This window comes from Rhizobium sp. FG96, assembly GCF_057808655.1.
Genome location: NZ_JBMDIL010000019.1, coordinates 104,974 through 119,963, shown reverse-complemented (window position 1 = coordinate 119,963; position 14,990 = coordinate 104,974). Strand labels below are relative to the sequence as shown.

The window sequence follows — 14,990 nt, the reverse complement described above, 5'->3', positions numbered from 1 at the left end:
TCAAATTGTCAGGAAAGGATCAGGGTTCGCCGTCACCGTCGCTGTCGTTGGCATCGGGTCCGCCGTTCTGCAGAATGCGGTCGGCGATCAGGCCGGCATTCTGGCGCAGCGACGTCTCGATCTCGCGGGCAACATCCGGATTGTCGCGCAGGAAGATCTTGGCGTTCTCACGGCCCTGGCCGAGACGCTGGCTGTTATAGGAGAACCAGGCGCCCGACTTCTCGACGATGCCGGCCTTGACGCCGAGATCGACGAGCTCGCCGGTCTTGGAAACGCCTTCGCCATACATGATATCGAATTCGACCTGCTTGAAGGGAGGCGCCATCTTGTTCTTGACGACCTTGACGCGGGTCTGGTTGCCGATCACCTCTTCGCGCTCCTTGACCGCGCCGATACGGCGGATGTCGAGGCGAACCGAGGCGTAGAACTTCAGCGCGTTACCGCCCGTCGTCGTCTCAGGCGAACCGAACATGACGCCGATCTTCATGCGGATCTGGTTGATGAAGATCACCATGCAGTTCGACTTCGAGATCGAGGCCGTCAGCTTGCGCAGCGCCTGGCTCATCAGGCGGGCCTGAAGACCCGGCAGGCTGTCGCCCATTTCGCCTTCGATTTCGGCACGCGGCGTCAGCGCTGCGACCGAGTCGACAACGAGAACGTCGACGGCGCCGGAGCGAACCAGCGTGTCGGTGATTTCGAGCGCCTGCTCACCGGTATCGGGCTGCGAGATCAAGAGGTTCTGCAGATCGACGCCGAGCTTGCGTGCATAGACCGGGTCCAGCGCGTGTTCGGCGTCGACGAAGGCGCAGATGCCGCCCTTCTTCTGGGCTTCCGCGATCGTCTGCAGCGCCAGCGTCGTCTTACCGGAGCTTTCCGGTCCATAAATTTCGATGATACGACCCTTCGGGAGACCGCCGATGCCGAGCGCGATATCGAGGCTGAGAGAACCCGTCGATACGGTTTCGACCTCGATGACGCTGTCCTTCGCGCCGAGTTTCATGATCGAGCCCTTGCCGAACGACCGCTCGATCTGAGAGAGTGCCGCTTCAAGTGCCTTGCTTTTGTCCACCGATTTGTCCTCTACAAGCCGCAATGTATTCTGTGACATTCGATCCACCTTTAGGTTATTGAAGCCGCTCTAGCAATGTCGCCGCCGATGCCGATTTTGTACGTGATTTGTTCTCATTTCGCAAGAGGCGTTCAAGCGGTTGAAAGAAAAAGGTAAATCAGTACGTGTTCTACTTTTGTTTTATCGATGTAAAGCAAGGGCTTAGAGCGCCCAGGCATCGGCAGCCGGAGAATTTTCCGCAGGCACGATTCGCTAAAACAAGAGCAGCTGGAGCATCGCGGTGAAGCGCAAGATTCTCGTTCTCGGCGGCGCTCATGTCGATCGCCGCGGCCGCATTTCCGGCGAGACCGCGCCGGGTTCCAGCAATCCCGGCAGCTGGTTCGAGGAAGCCGGCGGCGGCGGCTTCAATGCCGCTCGCAACCTCGCCCGCCTCGGCTTCGACGTCACGATGATCTCGCCGCGCGGCGGTGACCCGACCGGCGAGATGGTCACCGAGGCGGCCTATGCCGCCGGGATCAACGACCGCCCCTTCGTCTTCCTCGACCGCAAGACGCCGAGCTATACCGCGATCCTCGAGCGCGACGGCAATCTCGTCATTGCACTCGCCGACATGGATCTCTACCGCCTCTTCGTTCCCCGCCGCCTGGCGATCCGCTGGGTGCGCGATGCATTTGCGGCGACGGATATGATCCTCTTCGATGCCAACCTGCCGGAGGACACGATCACCGCGATCGTCGCCCGCGCCAACAGCCTCGGCAAGCCAGTTGCCGCGATCGCCATCTCACCGGCCAAGGTCGTCAAGCTGAAGCCATCGGCCGGAGGTATCGATTATCTGTTCCTCAACGAGGCGGAAGCTGCCGCCCTTGCCGGACAGCGGCCCGAGAATGCTGCTGAATGGGCATCTCTGCTCGGTGACATCGGCCTAAAGGGCGGCATCGTCACCCGGGGCCAGCGCGAGCTGATCGCCTTTGCAGGCGGCGGCGCGATTGCCCTGCAGCCGCCGTCGATCGAAACGGTGGCCGATGTCACGGGTGCCGGAGATTCCCTTGCAGCCGGCGTGCTTTCCGCCATCATGCAGGGATTGCCGCTGGAAGAGGCCGTGCGCCATGGCGCCGCCGCCGCCGCTGTCACCGTGCGGTCACCGCTTGCTGTCAGTGAAAATCTGACGCCGGAACTGCTCCGCGACACGCTGGCACTTGTTCCGGCCGCCAGAATTCTGCATTGAAGCGCGCTTATCGATGAACTGGAAAAGACAATGACGAAACCGATCTCCCCTCAGCTGCCGATTGCCTATTCGAAGGAAGTTGCCGCCGCCAAGCAGCGCGGCGCCCCGCTGGTAGCGCTGGAATCGACCATCATCACCCATGGCATGCCCTACCCCGGCAACATCGAGATGGCCCGCAGCGTCGAGGCGATCATCCGCGAACAGGGCGCTATCCCTGCCACGATCGCCGTCATGCACGGTGTGCTGCATATCGGCCTGGAGCCGGAGGAGCTCGAAAGGCTCGCCAAGGAAAAGGACGTGATGAAGGTGTCGCGCGCCGACCTCGCTTTCTCGATCGCCGAGCGCCGCACCGGTGCGACGACGGTTGCCGCAACGATGATTGCCGCGGCGCGTGCCGGCATCAAGGTCTTTGCGACAGGCGGCATCGGCGGCGTTCACCGCGGCGCTGAGGAAAGCTTCGATATTTCGGCCGACCTGCAGGAACTCGCCCGCACCGGCGTCATCGTCGTCTGCGCCGGCGCCAAGGCGATCCTCGATATCCCGAAGACGTTGGAAGTGCTGGAAACCTCGGGCGTCCCTGTTGTCACCTACGAGAGCGAAGAATTCCCGGCTTTCTGGTCGCGCGCATCGGGCCTGAAGAGCCCGCTGACGCTGAACAGCCCGGCCGCGATCGCCAATTTCCAGGCGACCCGCGAACAGCTCGGCATCGACGGCGGCATGCTGATCGCCAATCCGGTTCCGGAAGCCGACGAAATCCCGCGCGAGGAGATGGAAATCTATATCGAGCGCGCCCTCGACAGCGCCGAGCGTGACGAGATCACTGGCAAGGCCGTCACGCCCTACCTGCTCAGCACGATCTTCGACCTGACCGATGGCCAGAGCCTGAAGACCAATATCGCGCTGGTGGAAAACAATGCGCGTCTGGCGGCAGAGATCGCCGTGGCGCTGGAAGCCTGATCAGAAAAAAGTCTTGCGGGAGGCGGCAGCGCCTCCCGTTCAGTTCTGGTCGAGCGTTTCCTTGACGACGACGGCCAGCTGCTTCAGCGAGAATGGCTTCGGCAGGAAGCCGAACTTCGAGCCCTCCGGCAAGTTTCGGGCGAAGGCATCCTCGGCATAGCCCGACACGAAGATGAATTTCATATCCGGATATTTCTTGCGCAGTTCGCGCAGCAGGCTCGGGCCATCCATTTCCGGCATGACGACGTCGGAGACGACGATATCAACCTTGCCTTCCAGCTCGTCCAGAATATCGAGCGCTTCGATGCCGGAGCCGGCCTCGTGCACGGTATAGCCGCGCGTTTCCAGCATACGCTTGCCGCCGCGCCGCACCGCTTCTTCGTCCTCGACGAGCAGGATCACGGCACTGCCGGTCAGATCCTCCGGCTGCTCCGGCTGGGCGGCAACCGGCATCGGCACGACATTGCTGGTTTCGCCCGCCTCGACAGCCTCGGCTTCCGCTGCAATCGCCGGCTCGACGATATGGCGCGGCAGGAATACCCGGAAGGTCGTTCCCTTGCCGACTTCGGATTCCGGCTGGATATAGCCGCCCGACTGCTTGACGATGCCATAGACCATGGCAAGGCCAAGACCGGTACCCTTGCCGACTTCCTTGGTGGTGAAGAACGGCTCGAAGATCTTATCCATGATCTCGGGCGCGATCCCGGTGCCGGTATCGGCAACCTCGACCAGCACCATGTCCTCGGCCGGCATATAGGAATAATTGAAGGCCGCGACTTCCTGTGCCGTCACATTGCGCGTGCGCACCGTCAGCTTGCCGCCTTCGGGCATGGCGTCGCGGGCATTGACGCAGAGATTGATCAGCACCTGCTCGAATTGCGACAGGTCGGTTTTCACCGGCCAGAGATCGCGGCCATATTCGACGTCGAGCTTTACATGCGTGCCCGACAGCAGGCGATCGACCAGCATGCGCAGGTCGCCGACGACATCGGTGAGGTTCAAGACGCTCGGGCGCATCGTCTGCTTGCGCGAGAAAGCGAGCAACTGACGCACCAGCACGGCTGCGCGGTTGGCGTTGCGCTTGATTTCCATCAGATCCGCAAAGCTCGCATCCGAAGAGCGCGCCTGCAGCAACAGATGGTCGGACGAGAGCAGGATCGCCGTCAGCACGTTGTTGAAGTCGTGGGCGATACCGCCGGCCAGCGTGCCGACAGCATTCATCTTCTGCGTCTGCGCCATCTGCGCCTCGAGCGCCTTCTGCTCGGTCACCTCGACGGCATAGACAATCGCAGCCTCCTCCGGCGCCTCGTCGCTCTGGTCGATGACGGCGTTGACGTAGAAGCGGAAGTGCCGCGCCTCGTCGTTGGGTGTGCGGGAATCGATCGGCGGGATATCGCCCTGCCGGTCCTTCGCCGCCGCAAGCGCGGATTGCAGGCGTTCGCGGTCGCTTTCCTGGACGATGGTTTCGAGCAGAGCGCCATTATCGACGTCATCGCGCGAGACGATGCCGGAGAACAGCTTCAGGAACGGCGCATTGGTGCGCAGGATGCGGCCGGTGCCATCGACCGAGGCGATCGCCATCGGCGTATTGTTGAAGAAGCGGGTAAAGCGCATCGCTGCGGCCGAGGCCGATTGCTCGCTTTCCGTTCCTGCCTGGCGGCGCAGCACGATCGTCCGGCTCTCGCCCGGCGCGCCATCGCGCATAGACGTGACGCTGTGAACGATCTGCACCGGCAGGCTCTGGCCGTTGGATTTCTTCAGATCGAGATCGAGCGTATCGGTCTTCTTCAGGCCCGGCTCGGCCTGCACCGACTGGATCAGCGCCAGCCCCTCGCCCGCCACCAGATCGCCGATCGTCATCGAGCCCGGAATGAACTTGGTGAGGTCGAGGCCCAACCACTCGGCAAGCGTCGCATTGAGATAGAAGATCTCGCCCTTGCGGCCCGCCGAGAAGAAGCCGGCAGGCGCATGATCGAGATAATCGATGGCGTTCTGCAATTCCTTGAAGAAGCGCTCCTGGTCGTCGCGCTCGGAGGTAATGTCACTGATCTGCCAGATATGCAGCGGCTTGCTGCCGCTTTCCTCGGTCTTCAGCGTCCGCGCCTTCAGCCGGTACCAATGCGCACCGGAGCCGTTCGGCGAGGGTCCGAGTGCGCGCAGCAGGCGGAACTCTTCCTGCCCCTCGCGTCCCTCTCGCAACCCATTGGAAAGACGGTAAAGCGCTTCGTTGGATTCGCGGTGGCGCGACAGAAGCGCTTCCAGCGTCTGCACCTCGGTCGCCTTGCGGGCGCCCGTCAGCTTTCCGTAGGCGCCGTTGGCATAGATGATCCGGCCCTTATCGTCAGTGATCAGCGAACCGTCAGGGTGGCTGTTGAGGAACGAGCGGGCGAGACTGTCGGACTGGCGCTGCGGCATGACTTCGATGAAGCCGATGACCGAGGAGACCAAGAAGAAGATGCCGACCATGGCGAGAACGCCGAGGACACCGAGCACCATCTCGTTATCGAGCGAATTCTTGAATACCACAAAGGCGGCCGCGGCGGCGATCAGCACCAGCGCCAGCAGGATGATGCGAATGGCCGTACCTGAACGTCCTCCGCGATCCACGATCGGGGCATTGTAGTCGTCGGCCTGACGCGGTGTCGTCATCTAGTCCTCGCATGCGCCGATCCGGCATTTCGCTTTGTATCCGGAAGACAAAGCAGGAATCAGGCGTTCGTTCCTTCTTAGCAATTTGCAGGCCTTGCAAAAACAGTGCCGCGCTGCAAGAGCGCTTGAATTCACAAGGAACAGCGCCAGTTTCGCATGCCATCGGGCCTTTGTTGCAATCTTCTCGCAGGGGCGTGACTGGACAAGCACGCGCCCTATTGCCTAAGGAGCTGAAAAGCCTTCATGATGCGGCCTGCGTAAAGAGGAGTAAGAGATCATGTTAGACAGCGTAATGACCGACTATGGCAGCCGTTTCCTCTATGCTGCCGGCGGCGTTGGCCTTGCTCTCCTCGTGCTGGTCGGCGTCCTCTGGCTGATGCGCACCCGAGCACCGTCGCCTTTCGTGCGTGGCGGCAAGAACCGCCAGCCGCGCCTGCAGGTGCTGGATGCCGCCGCCGTCGATGCCCGCCGCCGCCTGGTGCTGGTGCGCCGCGACAATGTCGAGCACCTGATCATGATCGGCGGCCCGAGCGACGTCGTCATCGAAAGCCGGATCTTGCCGGAAAGCGCCGAAGAACCGAAGCCCGTTGCCGCACCGCGCCCTGCTGCCCCGGCAGCGCCGGCCGCCCCCGTCGCCGAGTTCCGGCCGCAGCCGGTTGCCGAGCGCCCGCAGCTGCGCGCCGTTCCCGACCCCAGGCCTGAGCCGCGTCCGGAACCGAAAATTGAGCCGAAAGCCGAACAGAAGCCGGAGCCGGTCGCAATCTTCGAAGAAGAAGAGGCCGAACCCGAGCCTTACGTTCCGGCACCCGCACCGGTGATCGAGCCGCGCCGCCCGCAGCCGATCGCACCGGTTGCCGTCGCTCCGGTAGCAACGCCTGCTCCCGCCGCCGAGCCAGCCCCGGCCCCGGCAATCATCGTGCCGCCGGTCATTCCGGCCCCTGAAACCCGCGTCCAGCCGCCGATTTCGATCCGCCCGGCTGAACGCGCCGAGATGGCACCCGCCCCGGAAACCGCAAGCAACGCCGCCGATATTCTCGACGCCGCCCGCGCCCGTGTGCTGCCGCAGCAGGTCCGCATCGAGCCTGAGGTTTCGACACCGGCCGCCCAGAGCCTGCCGACCGTTTCCGAGGGGACGCCCGTCGTGACCGCCGATGCCGGCGCGCCGCCGCAGCAGCCGAAGGGTGATTTCCAGCGGATCCTCGAAGAGGAAATGAACACCAACTTCACCGCCGAACGCGTCGTTCAGCCGGTGCCGACGATCCTGCCGGCGCAGAGCATGCCGGTCCGTCCGGTTATCCCGCCGCAGCCGGCCAATCTGCCGCGCCGCGATCCGGAGATGGCGCCGGTGACGGGCGCCGACGCCGAACTGCAGAAGGAAGTGGCCCGCATCTTCGGCGAAATGAGTGTCAATCGCGACAAATAGCTCTGAAACACAGGCCCGAAACAAAAAAGGCACCGCCGGAAAGCGGTGCCTTTATTTTTTTCTGCCGTGAGGCGTTTATTCGTCGCGGTAGACTTTTTCGCGGCGCTCGTGGCGTTCCTGTGCCTCGATCGACAGCGTGGCGATCGGGCGGGCGTCGAGACGCTTGAGGCCGATCGGCTCGCCGGTTTCTTCGCAGTAACCGTAGGTGCCGTCATCGATACGCTGCAGCGCGGCGTCGATCTTGGAGATCAGTTTTCTCTGACGGTCGCGGGCGCGAAGTTCGATGGCCCGGTCTGTTTCGGAAGATGCCCGGTCCGCGAGGTCGGGATGGTTGGCGCTTTCTTCAGCGAGATGATCTAGGGTCTCGCGCGCTTCTCTAAGGATGTCGTTTTTCCATGCGACCAGCTTTGCCCGGAAATATGCTCGCTGGTTTACGTTCATGAACTCCTCGTCTTCCGAGGGAACGTAATTGCTAAGATCGATCTTCTCACTCAACGCGATTCTCCTGAAGAACATCTCATGTGGCGGGGTGTATATCCCATGCGCTAATATCGATTCAAGCCAAATACGACATGTAAACAGATTTTTAAATCTGTCACATTTTTGAGCTAACAGTCTATTTTCTCATCATTATTCCGATTCCGCCTTTTCACCCCGCCTTCAACAAGCCGTGTTGGTGCAGCGCTTTTGCACCGCTCCGGCACGTCACCGGTTGACGCCGGCAATACCCGGCAGCTACTGAAAAGGCTCCTTCGCACGTGGATTTTTCTATGGCCGCAACCTTGCCTTCGCCTTCACGAATCTACCTGCTTCGGCACGCTGAAGCCGTCTGGCCACAGCCCGGTCAGGGCGATTTCGACCGCGACCTGAGCGAGAAGGGATATGGCGATGCCGAGATCGTCGCCGGCCACGCCGCCGACAAGGGTTACCGGCCCGACATCATCCTGAGTTCGACCGCGCGGCGCTGCCGCGAGACGGCCGATGCCGTCCATCGCGCCATGGGCCTCTCGGTCGACCTGCGCTATGTCGACGAGCTCTACAACACGACGCCTGACGTCTATCTCGAAATCCTGCGCACGCAGACGGCAACCGCCGTCATGCTGGTCGGCCATAATCCGACGATCGAGCAGACGCTCGAAACACTGATCGGCCACGATGCCCTGCTACGTACGCTGCCGAACGGCTTTCCCGCCGGCGGTCTTGCCGTTCTCGATTTCGATGTCGCCGCGGCGGCCTGGAAACTGCGCGAGTTTCTCGTCGCCTGACGCCAATCCTTTTTCCGGCGGCCAAGCGATCCTATATGGGTGAGCAATGACATCAGGGAACCCGCCTTGCCGCCAAGCCTGACATCCCTCGCCGACGATGCCCGCATCGCCTTCGACAATCTGACCGACCGCGCTAGCGGTCTGGTTCACCCGACGATCCGCCTCGGCGTGACGGGCCTTTCCCGTTCCGGCAAGACCGTCTTCATTTCCTCGCTGGTCCACAATCTGCTGCATGGCGGCCGCCTGCCGCTGTTCGAGCCGGTGCAATCCGGCCGCGTCTCGGCGGTGCGTCTCGAGGAACAGCCCGATGACGGCGTGCCGCGTTTTCAATACGAGGATCACATCCGGGCGCTGGTGAAGGACCGCGTCTGGCCGGATTCGACCCGCGCCATCTCCGAATTGCGCGTCACCATCGACTATCAGAGCGCCAGCGGCTGGAGCCGGATGTTCTCGCCCGGCCGCCTGTCGATCGATATCGTCGACTACCCCGGCGAATGGCTGCTCGACCTGCCGCTGCTCGCCAAGGACTTCCGTACCTTCAGCGAGGATACGCTGGCATTGGCCCGCACCGGCATCCGCGCCGAGCTCTCCCGCACCTGGCTGGAACTGACCGATCAGACCGATATTCACGCCGCAGCCAACGAGATGACGGCGCGCGACCTCGCCTCCTCCTTCGCCGCCTACCTGAAGGCCTGCAAGGCCGACGAGCGGTCGCTCTCGACCCTGCCACCCGGCCGTTTCCTGCTGCCCGGCGATCTCGACGGTTCACCCGCCCTCACCTTCGCACCACTGCACCTGCCTGCCGATGGCAAGCCGGAAAAAGGCTCTCTCTGGGCAATGATGGAGCGCCGCTACGAGGCCTATAAGTCCGTGGTCGTCAAACCCTTCTTCCGCGAGCATTTCGCCCGCCTCGACCGCCAGATCGTCCTCGTCGACGCGCTGCAGGCGATCAATCGCGACCCGGAAGCCGTCCAGGATCTGGAACGGGCGCTGAGCGACGTTCTCGCCTGCTTCCGTCCCGGCACCAATTCGCTGCTCTCCTCGCTGCTCGGCCGCCGCATCGACCGCGTGCTCGTCGCCGCCACCAAGGCCGATCACCTGCATCATGAAAGCCACGACCGGCTGGATGCCCTGACGCGCCGCCTTGTCGAGCGCGCCATTCACCGCATCGGCATGGCCGGTGCCGGGATCGACGTCATGGCGCTCGCCTCGGTGCGCGCCACCCGCGAAGCGACGGTCAAGCGCGACGGCCACGATCTGCCGGTCATCGTCGGCACGCCGATCGAGGGAGAGACCATCGGCGGCGAGCGTTTCGACGGGTTGCGCAAGACAGCGATCTTCCCGGGCGACCTTCCCACCGACCCCGAAACCCTGTTTGCCGCCATTGAATCGGGAGACCGCGATATCCAATTGCCTGACTTGAACGTCGTGCGCTTCCGCCCGCCGCAGCTCGAGGAGACCGGTGGAGGTATCAAGCTCTCGGTACCGCATATCCGGCTCGATCGCGCCATGCAGTTCCTGTTTGGAGACCGTCTCGCATGAGCAAGTCCGCTCCAGAAGATCCCGGCCGCAAGACCCGCGCCCCCGCCGCCTTCGTCTATGAGGACGATCCGCGTCCGGTCGAGACATCGCTGCCGCCGGAGCGGCGCAGACCCTCGGCATTCGAAGCTGATGTCATCCTGACGCCGGATGAGGACGATCCCTTCCTCAATCCGGAAAAGGACAGCGCCCCGCTTCCGGTCGCCGTGCCGCGCAAGCGCCACCTCTCCTTCGCCAAGATCGCCGGCGGCGCCTTCGGCATCCTGCTGTCGCTCGCCTTCGGTCTCTGGACCGATAGCCTGATCCGTGACCTGTTCTCCCGCGCCGATTGGCTCGGCTACGCCGCGCTCACAGCGCTCGCCGTCGGCATCCTCGCTGTCGTCGGGATCGTCATTCGCGAGACCGCCGGGATGATGCGGCTGACGGCAGTGCAGACGATCAAGGCGGAGGCCGAAGCCGCAATCCTGGAAACCAGGCCCGCCAAGGCGCGCACGCTGGTCAACCGGCTGGCCTCCATGCTCTCGGCCAAGCCCGAGACCGCCAAGGGCCGCGCCACGCTGAAAGCCTCCGAGAACGACATCATCGACGCGCCGCATCTCGTCGCCCTTGCCGAACGCGAATTGCTCGGCCCGCTCGACCGCCAGGCCCGGGCGCTGATCGTCAATTCGTCGAAGCGCGTCTCGATCGTCACGGCCGTCAGCCCGCGCGCCATCGTCGATCTTCTCTACGTCCTCTACGAGGCATCGCGGCTGATCCGCGCCATGGCCGAGCTCTATGGCGGCCGTCCGGGCACACTCGGGATGATCCGGCTGATGCGCGACGTGCTTGCTCATCTCGCGGTGACAGGCTCGATCGCCGTCGGCGACAGTCTCGTCCAGCAGGTGCTCGGCCACGGCCTCGCCTCGAAGCTCTCGGCTAGGCTCGGCGAAGGCGTTATCAACGGCCTGATGACGGCGCGCATCGGAATCGCTGCGATGGACCTTTGCCGTCCACTCGCCTTCCGCGCGCTCAAGCGGCCGGGAATCGGCGACTTCATCGGCGATCTTACGCCGTCCATGACCGGCCGCGACCAGCCGAAGTGACAGCAAAGCGCTTTTTCTCAGCGTGTGAGCCTGACGTAACGGAAGCGGCCTGGAAACGCATAGTTTCCATGCCTGTAGCGGCATGAAATCAACATGCGAGCAGCTCCGGAAATCCCGATTTTCCAGTGCATTTCGGCAGGCCGGAAACCAACCATTAACCATTATTCGGCAAAACTCCGAGGCAGTAACGGGTAGGTGTGCCAAGGAAATTCCATGTATTCGCGCAAGCTTCTTATCGTCTGCGGCCTCGCCGCCGTGGCCCTGTCGCCGGTCGCCGAAATCACGCCGGCAGCAACCGCCGCAACACGCGACAAAGCCTTCTTCGAGTCGGTCGCCGGCTCCTGGAGAGGCCCGGGTGAAATCGTCGCCGGCAAATACAAGGGCACGAAGTTCACCTGCAATCTCGTCGGCTCTTCGGTCACCGACGGTACCGGCATTAAGCTCGACGGCTCCTGCCGCGTCGGCGTCTTCAAGCAGCCGATGACCGCGACGATCACGCAATCGGGCAACAGCTACAAGGGCCAGTTCCTGGATGGCGCAGCAGGCAAGGGCCTGGACGTCATTTCGGGCACGGTGACGCCCGATACCGTCGTCGTCGGCCTCAACCGCTCCAAGCTCAACGGCGCCATGATCGCCCGTATCCGTGACGACAAGACGATGAACGTCACGGTTTCGGTCAAGGTGGAAGACCGGATGATCCCGGTCATCGGCCTGACGCTGACTCGCCAGCTCGACGAAATGACGGTCGGTTCCGTTCAGTAAACCCTACTGATCACGCAGACACACCAGGCGGCGGATTTTCCGCCGCTTTGCGTTTCAGGACTTCGTCCACCAGTCGCGGGAAACATCGGCAATCTCGATGCCCAGCACATCGGCATCCTTCAGCCATTCCCCAACGCTGCGGCCTTTCACAACGAGATCGGCGGCAAAATCCGCGAGCGGCATCAGCACGAATCCCCGCTCCGTCATCCGCGGATGCGGCAGCTCCAGCCGCGGCGCCGCCTGCTCGACATCGTCGAAAGTCAGCACATCGATATCCAGCGTGCGCGGTCCCCAGCGCTCGATCCGCTCGCGCTTCATCTCCCGCTCGATATCGAGACAGACATCCAGAAGCGCTTCCGGCGTCAGCTGCGTCTCGACAGCGGCGCAGGCGTTGAAAAAGAAGGACTGATCGGTCTTGCCCCATGGCGGCGTGCGATAGAGGCGCGAAACCGCGGTCACACGGCTGTCGGCGCGCGCATCGAGCGCCTGCAAGGCAGCAGCCATCGAGGCGACGGGATCGCCGACATTACCGCCGAGCCCGAGCGTCGCCGGTCTGAAATGATCACTGGGCAAAATGTTCGACGCTCACCTGAACGAAATCCAGTACGCCCGGAACCGGCGCACTCGGCTTGCGCACCGTGATCTTGGCACGGGTGATCTGATGGAAGCGCTCGCAGAGCCCCTTGGCGATATCGAGCGCCAGCGCCTCGATGAGATAGCGCCGCTTGCCGACGACGATCTCCTCGATGACGGTGAAGGCGATGCCGTAATTGACGGTGTCCTCGATCGAGTCGCTTTCCAGCGCCTTGCCGGCGATCACATCGAGCTCGGCATCGACGAAGAAGCGCTGCCCGAGGAACTCCTCCTCGTCATGGACGCCATGACGGGCGAAGAACGCACAGTTCTGCATCAGGATGGTATATTTCGTGCTCATTGGCCCCGGCGTCCTTCGTAATTACGGCGTGCCACCAGCATAGCATCGGCAACGCACAGCGCATCCCTGTTGATTGCGACATTGTGGACGCGGAAAACCGCAGCGCCCGCCAATCTCAGCAGCGCACTGCTCGCCGCCGTCGCGACGTCACGGTCAGCTGCATCGCGACCGGTGACCGTGCCGATAAACCGCTTGCGCGAGGTTCCGGCCAGCAGCGGCAGCCCGAAACGCTGAAGCTCGGCAAACCGCGCCATCAGCTCGAAATTCTCTTCCGCCGTCTCCTTGGCAAAGCCGAAGCCGGGATCGAGCACGATCTGCTCGTTGCCGATACCCGCCTGCCGCGCAAGACCGAGCGACTGATCGAGGAACAGCGCCTGATCCGCAATCACATCGGCAAGCTTCTCGCGCTCCCGCCCCGTATGCATGATGCAGACGCCAGCCTTTGCGCCGGCGATCACGCCTGCGATCTCCGGCTCCTTCTGCAGCCCGAAGACGTCGTTGACGATATGAGCGCCCGCTTCGAGCGCAAGCCGCGCCGTCTCGGCCCGGTAGGTATCGATGGAAATCAGCGCGTCTGACCTGTCGCGAAGCGCCTCGATGACAGGCAGCACCCGCTGCTGCTCTTCCGCCGCATCGACCTTCGCAGCACCCGGCCGCGTAGACTCGCCGCCAATGTCGATAATCTCGGCGCCATGGGCGATCGCCGCCAACGCATGTTCGACCGCCGCTTCCGTGCTGTCATAGCGTCCGCCGTCGGAAAAGGAATCCGGCGTCACATTGACGATCGCCATGATGACGCTCTTGCCGCCGAGCTCCAATTCGCGGCCATGCGCGAGGCGCCAGCGACTGCTCCGAAGCTCGTCCATGAGCGTTTATCCCATTGAAAACAAAAATTCCGGCGCGCTCTATTGCGCTCGCGGTGGCTATGCCCCAAGCTCCGCCAACTTTCAACACGGGTTGTCGTCTAGAATGCCTTCCGCATCGCGTAATATGCGTCTCTTCCTTGCTTTTTCCATGACGATTGCCCTTTGCACTTCCGCCCAGGCGGCCGTGGTCGCGACGAAAAGCTATTCCTATTTCGATATCCGCGGAAAAACCGCAGACGAGCTCGATCAGCAGCTCAGCACCCGCGGCCCGACTGCCAACGGCTCATCCGCCCGCCATCCCGGCGCCACCAAGATCCGCTTCGGCGGCGAAGCGACCTATGTCCAGCATGACGGTCGCTGCCGCGTCGGCAGCGCCAAGGTGACTGTGCATACGCAGATCATCCTGCCGCGCTGGCGCAGCCGCAAGGGCGCATCGAAGGAACTGTCGATGATCTGGGATGCGCTCTCGAGCGACATCAAGCGCCACGAGGAGCGCCACGCCGAAATCGCCCGCAATCAGGCTCGCGTCATGGAGCGCCAGATCCTGAGCCTGCCCGCCCAGCGCAGCTGCGAGACCATGCAGGAGTTGGTATCGGATGTATCAGCTCGCGGTATAGATGAGCACGACCGACTTCAGGCGCGTTTCGACAAGGTCGAGGCGGTCAACTTTCAAAACCGGATGCTACGTTTGTTGAACAACCGAATCGGTGCATCGGGCGGCAAAAACTAGCGCATTTCCAGGCGAAAGACGATGTTTGATCGTTAGCTGCACAACGAAACCTGTGCGAAACTTACGCCCTCCCCAGCCTCTCAATGGTAAAAATTTGCGATAGGCGACTCAACTGAGGCGCGCTAATATGAACACATTCGAAAGTTCAGGTGTGAACGACCTGATCTTTTGTCTCTGGGTTCTCCTGGCGCGTTCCAAGCCGCGGACGGTCCTCCCTCGTCCGATGGTTATGCGCCCGCCTCGCCTCGCACGTCATCCGGCGCGCGAGGCTTTTTTTGGAACGCACTTCTTCTCTCAGAAAGCTTTCGGAAGACCGGCCTGTTTCAAGGTCTCGTTTGCCGTATGTCGGGACTTGGTTCCGTAATCGACGGTGAAATGCCGCTTGGAAACCGGACTATACCAGATTTCGTGATCGCCCTTGCCCGGCCGCACATAGTCGCAGCCAGCCTTGCGCAATAGCTCCTTCAGTTCCCGAAGGTAGCCAACCAT

At 62.6% G+C, this 14,990-nt stretch carries 15 protein-coding genes; 8 read left to right on the top strand and 7 right to left on the bottom strand.

Annotated elements, in window-relative coordinates:
• Window positions 1-19: 19 nt before the first annotated feature.
• Window positions 20-1,108 carry a recombinase RecA gene (recA, locus tag ACODR6_RS29395; RefSeq protein ID WP_112716521.1) on the bottom strand — a complete coding sequence of 363 codons (1,089 nt, stop codon included), beginning with the start codon at window positions 1,106-1,108 and terminating at the stop codon, window positions 20-22.
• Window positions 1,109-1,349: 241 nt separating this feature from the next.
• Here recA and ACODR6_RS29390 point away from each other — a divergent pair, with 241 nt between their 5' ends.
• Entirely contained in the window at window positions 1,350-2,294 is a 945-nt protein-coding gene (locus tag ACODR6_RS29390; protein WP_489025977.1) for a carbohydrate kinase family protein, read from the top strand.
• A gap of 30 nt (window positions 2,295-2,324) precedes the next feature.
• Window positions 2,325-3,251 carry a pseudouridine-5'-phosphate glycosidase gene (locus tag ACODR6_RS29385; RefSeq protein WP_489025975.1) on the top strand — a complete coding sequence of 309 codons (927 nt, stop codon included), beginning with the start codon at window positions 2,325-2,327 and terminating at the stop codon, window positions 3,249-3,251.
• A 39-nt stretch (window positions 3,252-3,290) separates the two neighbouring features.
• Here the strand turns inward: ACODR6_RS29385 and cckA are convergent, their stop codons facing one another.
• Window positions 3,291-5,900, bottom strand: coding sequence for a cell cycle histidine kinase CckA (gene cckA / locus ACODR6_RS29380; RefSeq protein WP_199629537.1), 2,610 nt, complete (start codon window positions 5,898-5,900; stop codon window positions 3,291-3,293).
• A 277-nt stretch (window positions 5,901-6,177) separates the two neighbouring features.
• Here cckA and ACODR6_RS29375 point away from each other — a divergent pair, with 277 nt between their 5' ends.
• Window positions 6,178-7,323: a flagellar biosynthetic protein FliO gene (locus ACODR6_RS29375; RefSeq protein ID WP_489025973.1), complete on the top strand. Its 1,146-nt coding sequence runs from the start codon at window positions 6,178-6,180 to the stop codon at window positions 7,321-7,323.
• Window positions 7,324-7,398: 75 nt separating this feature from the next.
• Here ACODR6_RS29375 and dksA read toward each other — a convergent pair whose 3' ends face one another.
• Window positions 7,399-7,818: an RNA polymerase-binding protein DksA gene (gene dksA, locus ACODR6_RS29370; protein ID WP_112716531.1), complete on the bottom strand. Its 420-nt coding sequence runs from the start codon at window positions 7,816-7,818 to the stop codon at window positions 7,399-7,401.
• Window positions 7,819-8,093: 275 nt separating this feature from the next.
• On the opposite strand from dksA, the gene ACODR6_RS29365 reads away from it, so the two are divergent.
• From ACODR6_RS29365 to ACODR6_RS29350, 4 genes are all read left to right on the top strand, one after another.
• On the top strand, window positions 8,094-8,588 hold the full coding sequence (locus ACODR6_RS29365) for a SixA phosphatase family protein (RefSeq protein WP_489025971.1): 495 nt from the start codon (window positions 8,094-8,096) through the stop codon (window positions 8,586-8,588).
• 66 nt (window positions 8,589-8,654) lie between these two features.
• Window positions 8,655-10,130: a YcjX family GTP-binding protein gene (locus ACODR6_RS29360; RefSeq protein WP_489025969.1), complete on the top strand. Its 1,476-nt coding sequence runs from the start codon at window positions 8,655-8,657 to the stop codon at window positions 10,128-10,130.
• On the top strand, window positions 10,127-11,209 hold the full coding sequence (locus ACODR6_RS29355) for a YcjF family protein (protein ID WP_489025967.1): 1,083 nt from the start codon (window positions 10,127-10,129) through the stop codon (window positions 11,207-11,209). Before ACODR6_RS29360 ends, ACODR6_RS29355 begins: the two co-directional genes overlap by 4 nt.
• A gap of 213 nt (window positions 11,210-11,422) precedes the next feature.
• On the top strand, window positions 11,423-11,971 hold the full coding sequence (locus ACODR6_RS29350; protein WP_112716539.1) for a hypothetical protein: 549 nt from the start codon (window positions 11,423-11,425) through the stop codon (window positions 11,969-11,971).
• Between the two features lie 54 nt (window positions 11,972-12,025).
• Here ACODR6_RS29350 and folK read toward each other — a convergent pair whose 3' ends face one another.
• From folK to folP, 3 genes are read right to left on the bottom strand one after another with little or no spacing between them, the layout of a single operon-like run.
• Window positions 12,026-12,544, bottom strand: coding sequence for a 2-amino-4-hydroxy-6-hydroxymethyldihydropteridine diphosphokinase (gene folK / locus ACODR6_RS29345; protein WP_489025965.1), 519 nt, complete (start codon window positions 12,542-12,544; stop codon window positions 12,026-12,028).
• Window positions 12,534-12,905, bottom strand: coding sequence for a dihydroneopterin aldolase (folB, locus tag ACODR6_RS29340; protein WP_130278201.1), 372 nt, complete (start codon window positions 12,903-12,905; stop codon window positions 12,534-12,536). The genes folK and folB overlap by 11 nt, the downstream gene beginning before the upstream one ends.
• Window positions 12,902-13,771, bottom strand: a complete 870-nt coding sequence (gene folP / locus ACODR6_RS29335) for a dihydropteroate synthase (RefSeq protein WP_489025963.1) — start codon at window positions 13,769-13,771, stop codon at window positions 12,902-12,904. Before folP ends, folB begins: the two co-directional genes overlap by 4 nt.
• Window positions 13,772-13,874: 103 nt before the next feature.
• Between folP and ACODR6_RS29330 the strand changes: the two genes are divergently transcribed.
• Complete coding sequence (locus ACODR6_RS29330; RefSeq protein WP_489025961.1) at window positions 13,875-14,501, top strand: DUF922 domain-containing Zn-dependent protease; 627 nt, start codon at window positions 13,875-13,877, stop codon at window positions 14,499-14,501.
• A gap of 294 nt (window positions 14,502-14,795) precedes the next feature.
• Here the strand turns inward: ACODR6_RS29330 and ACODR6_RS29325 are convergent, their stop codons facing one another.
• On the bottom strand, window positions 14,796-14,990 hold the full coding sequence (locus tag ACODR6_RS29325; protein ID WP_489025959.1) for a type II toxin-antitoxin system HicA family toxin: 195 nt from the start codon (window positions 14,988-14,990) through the stop codon (window positions 14,796-14,798).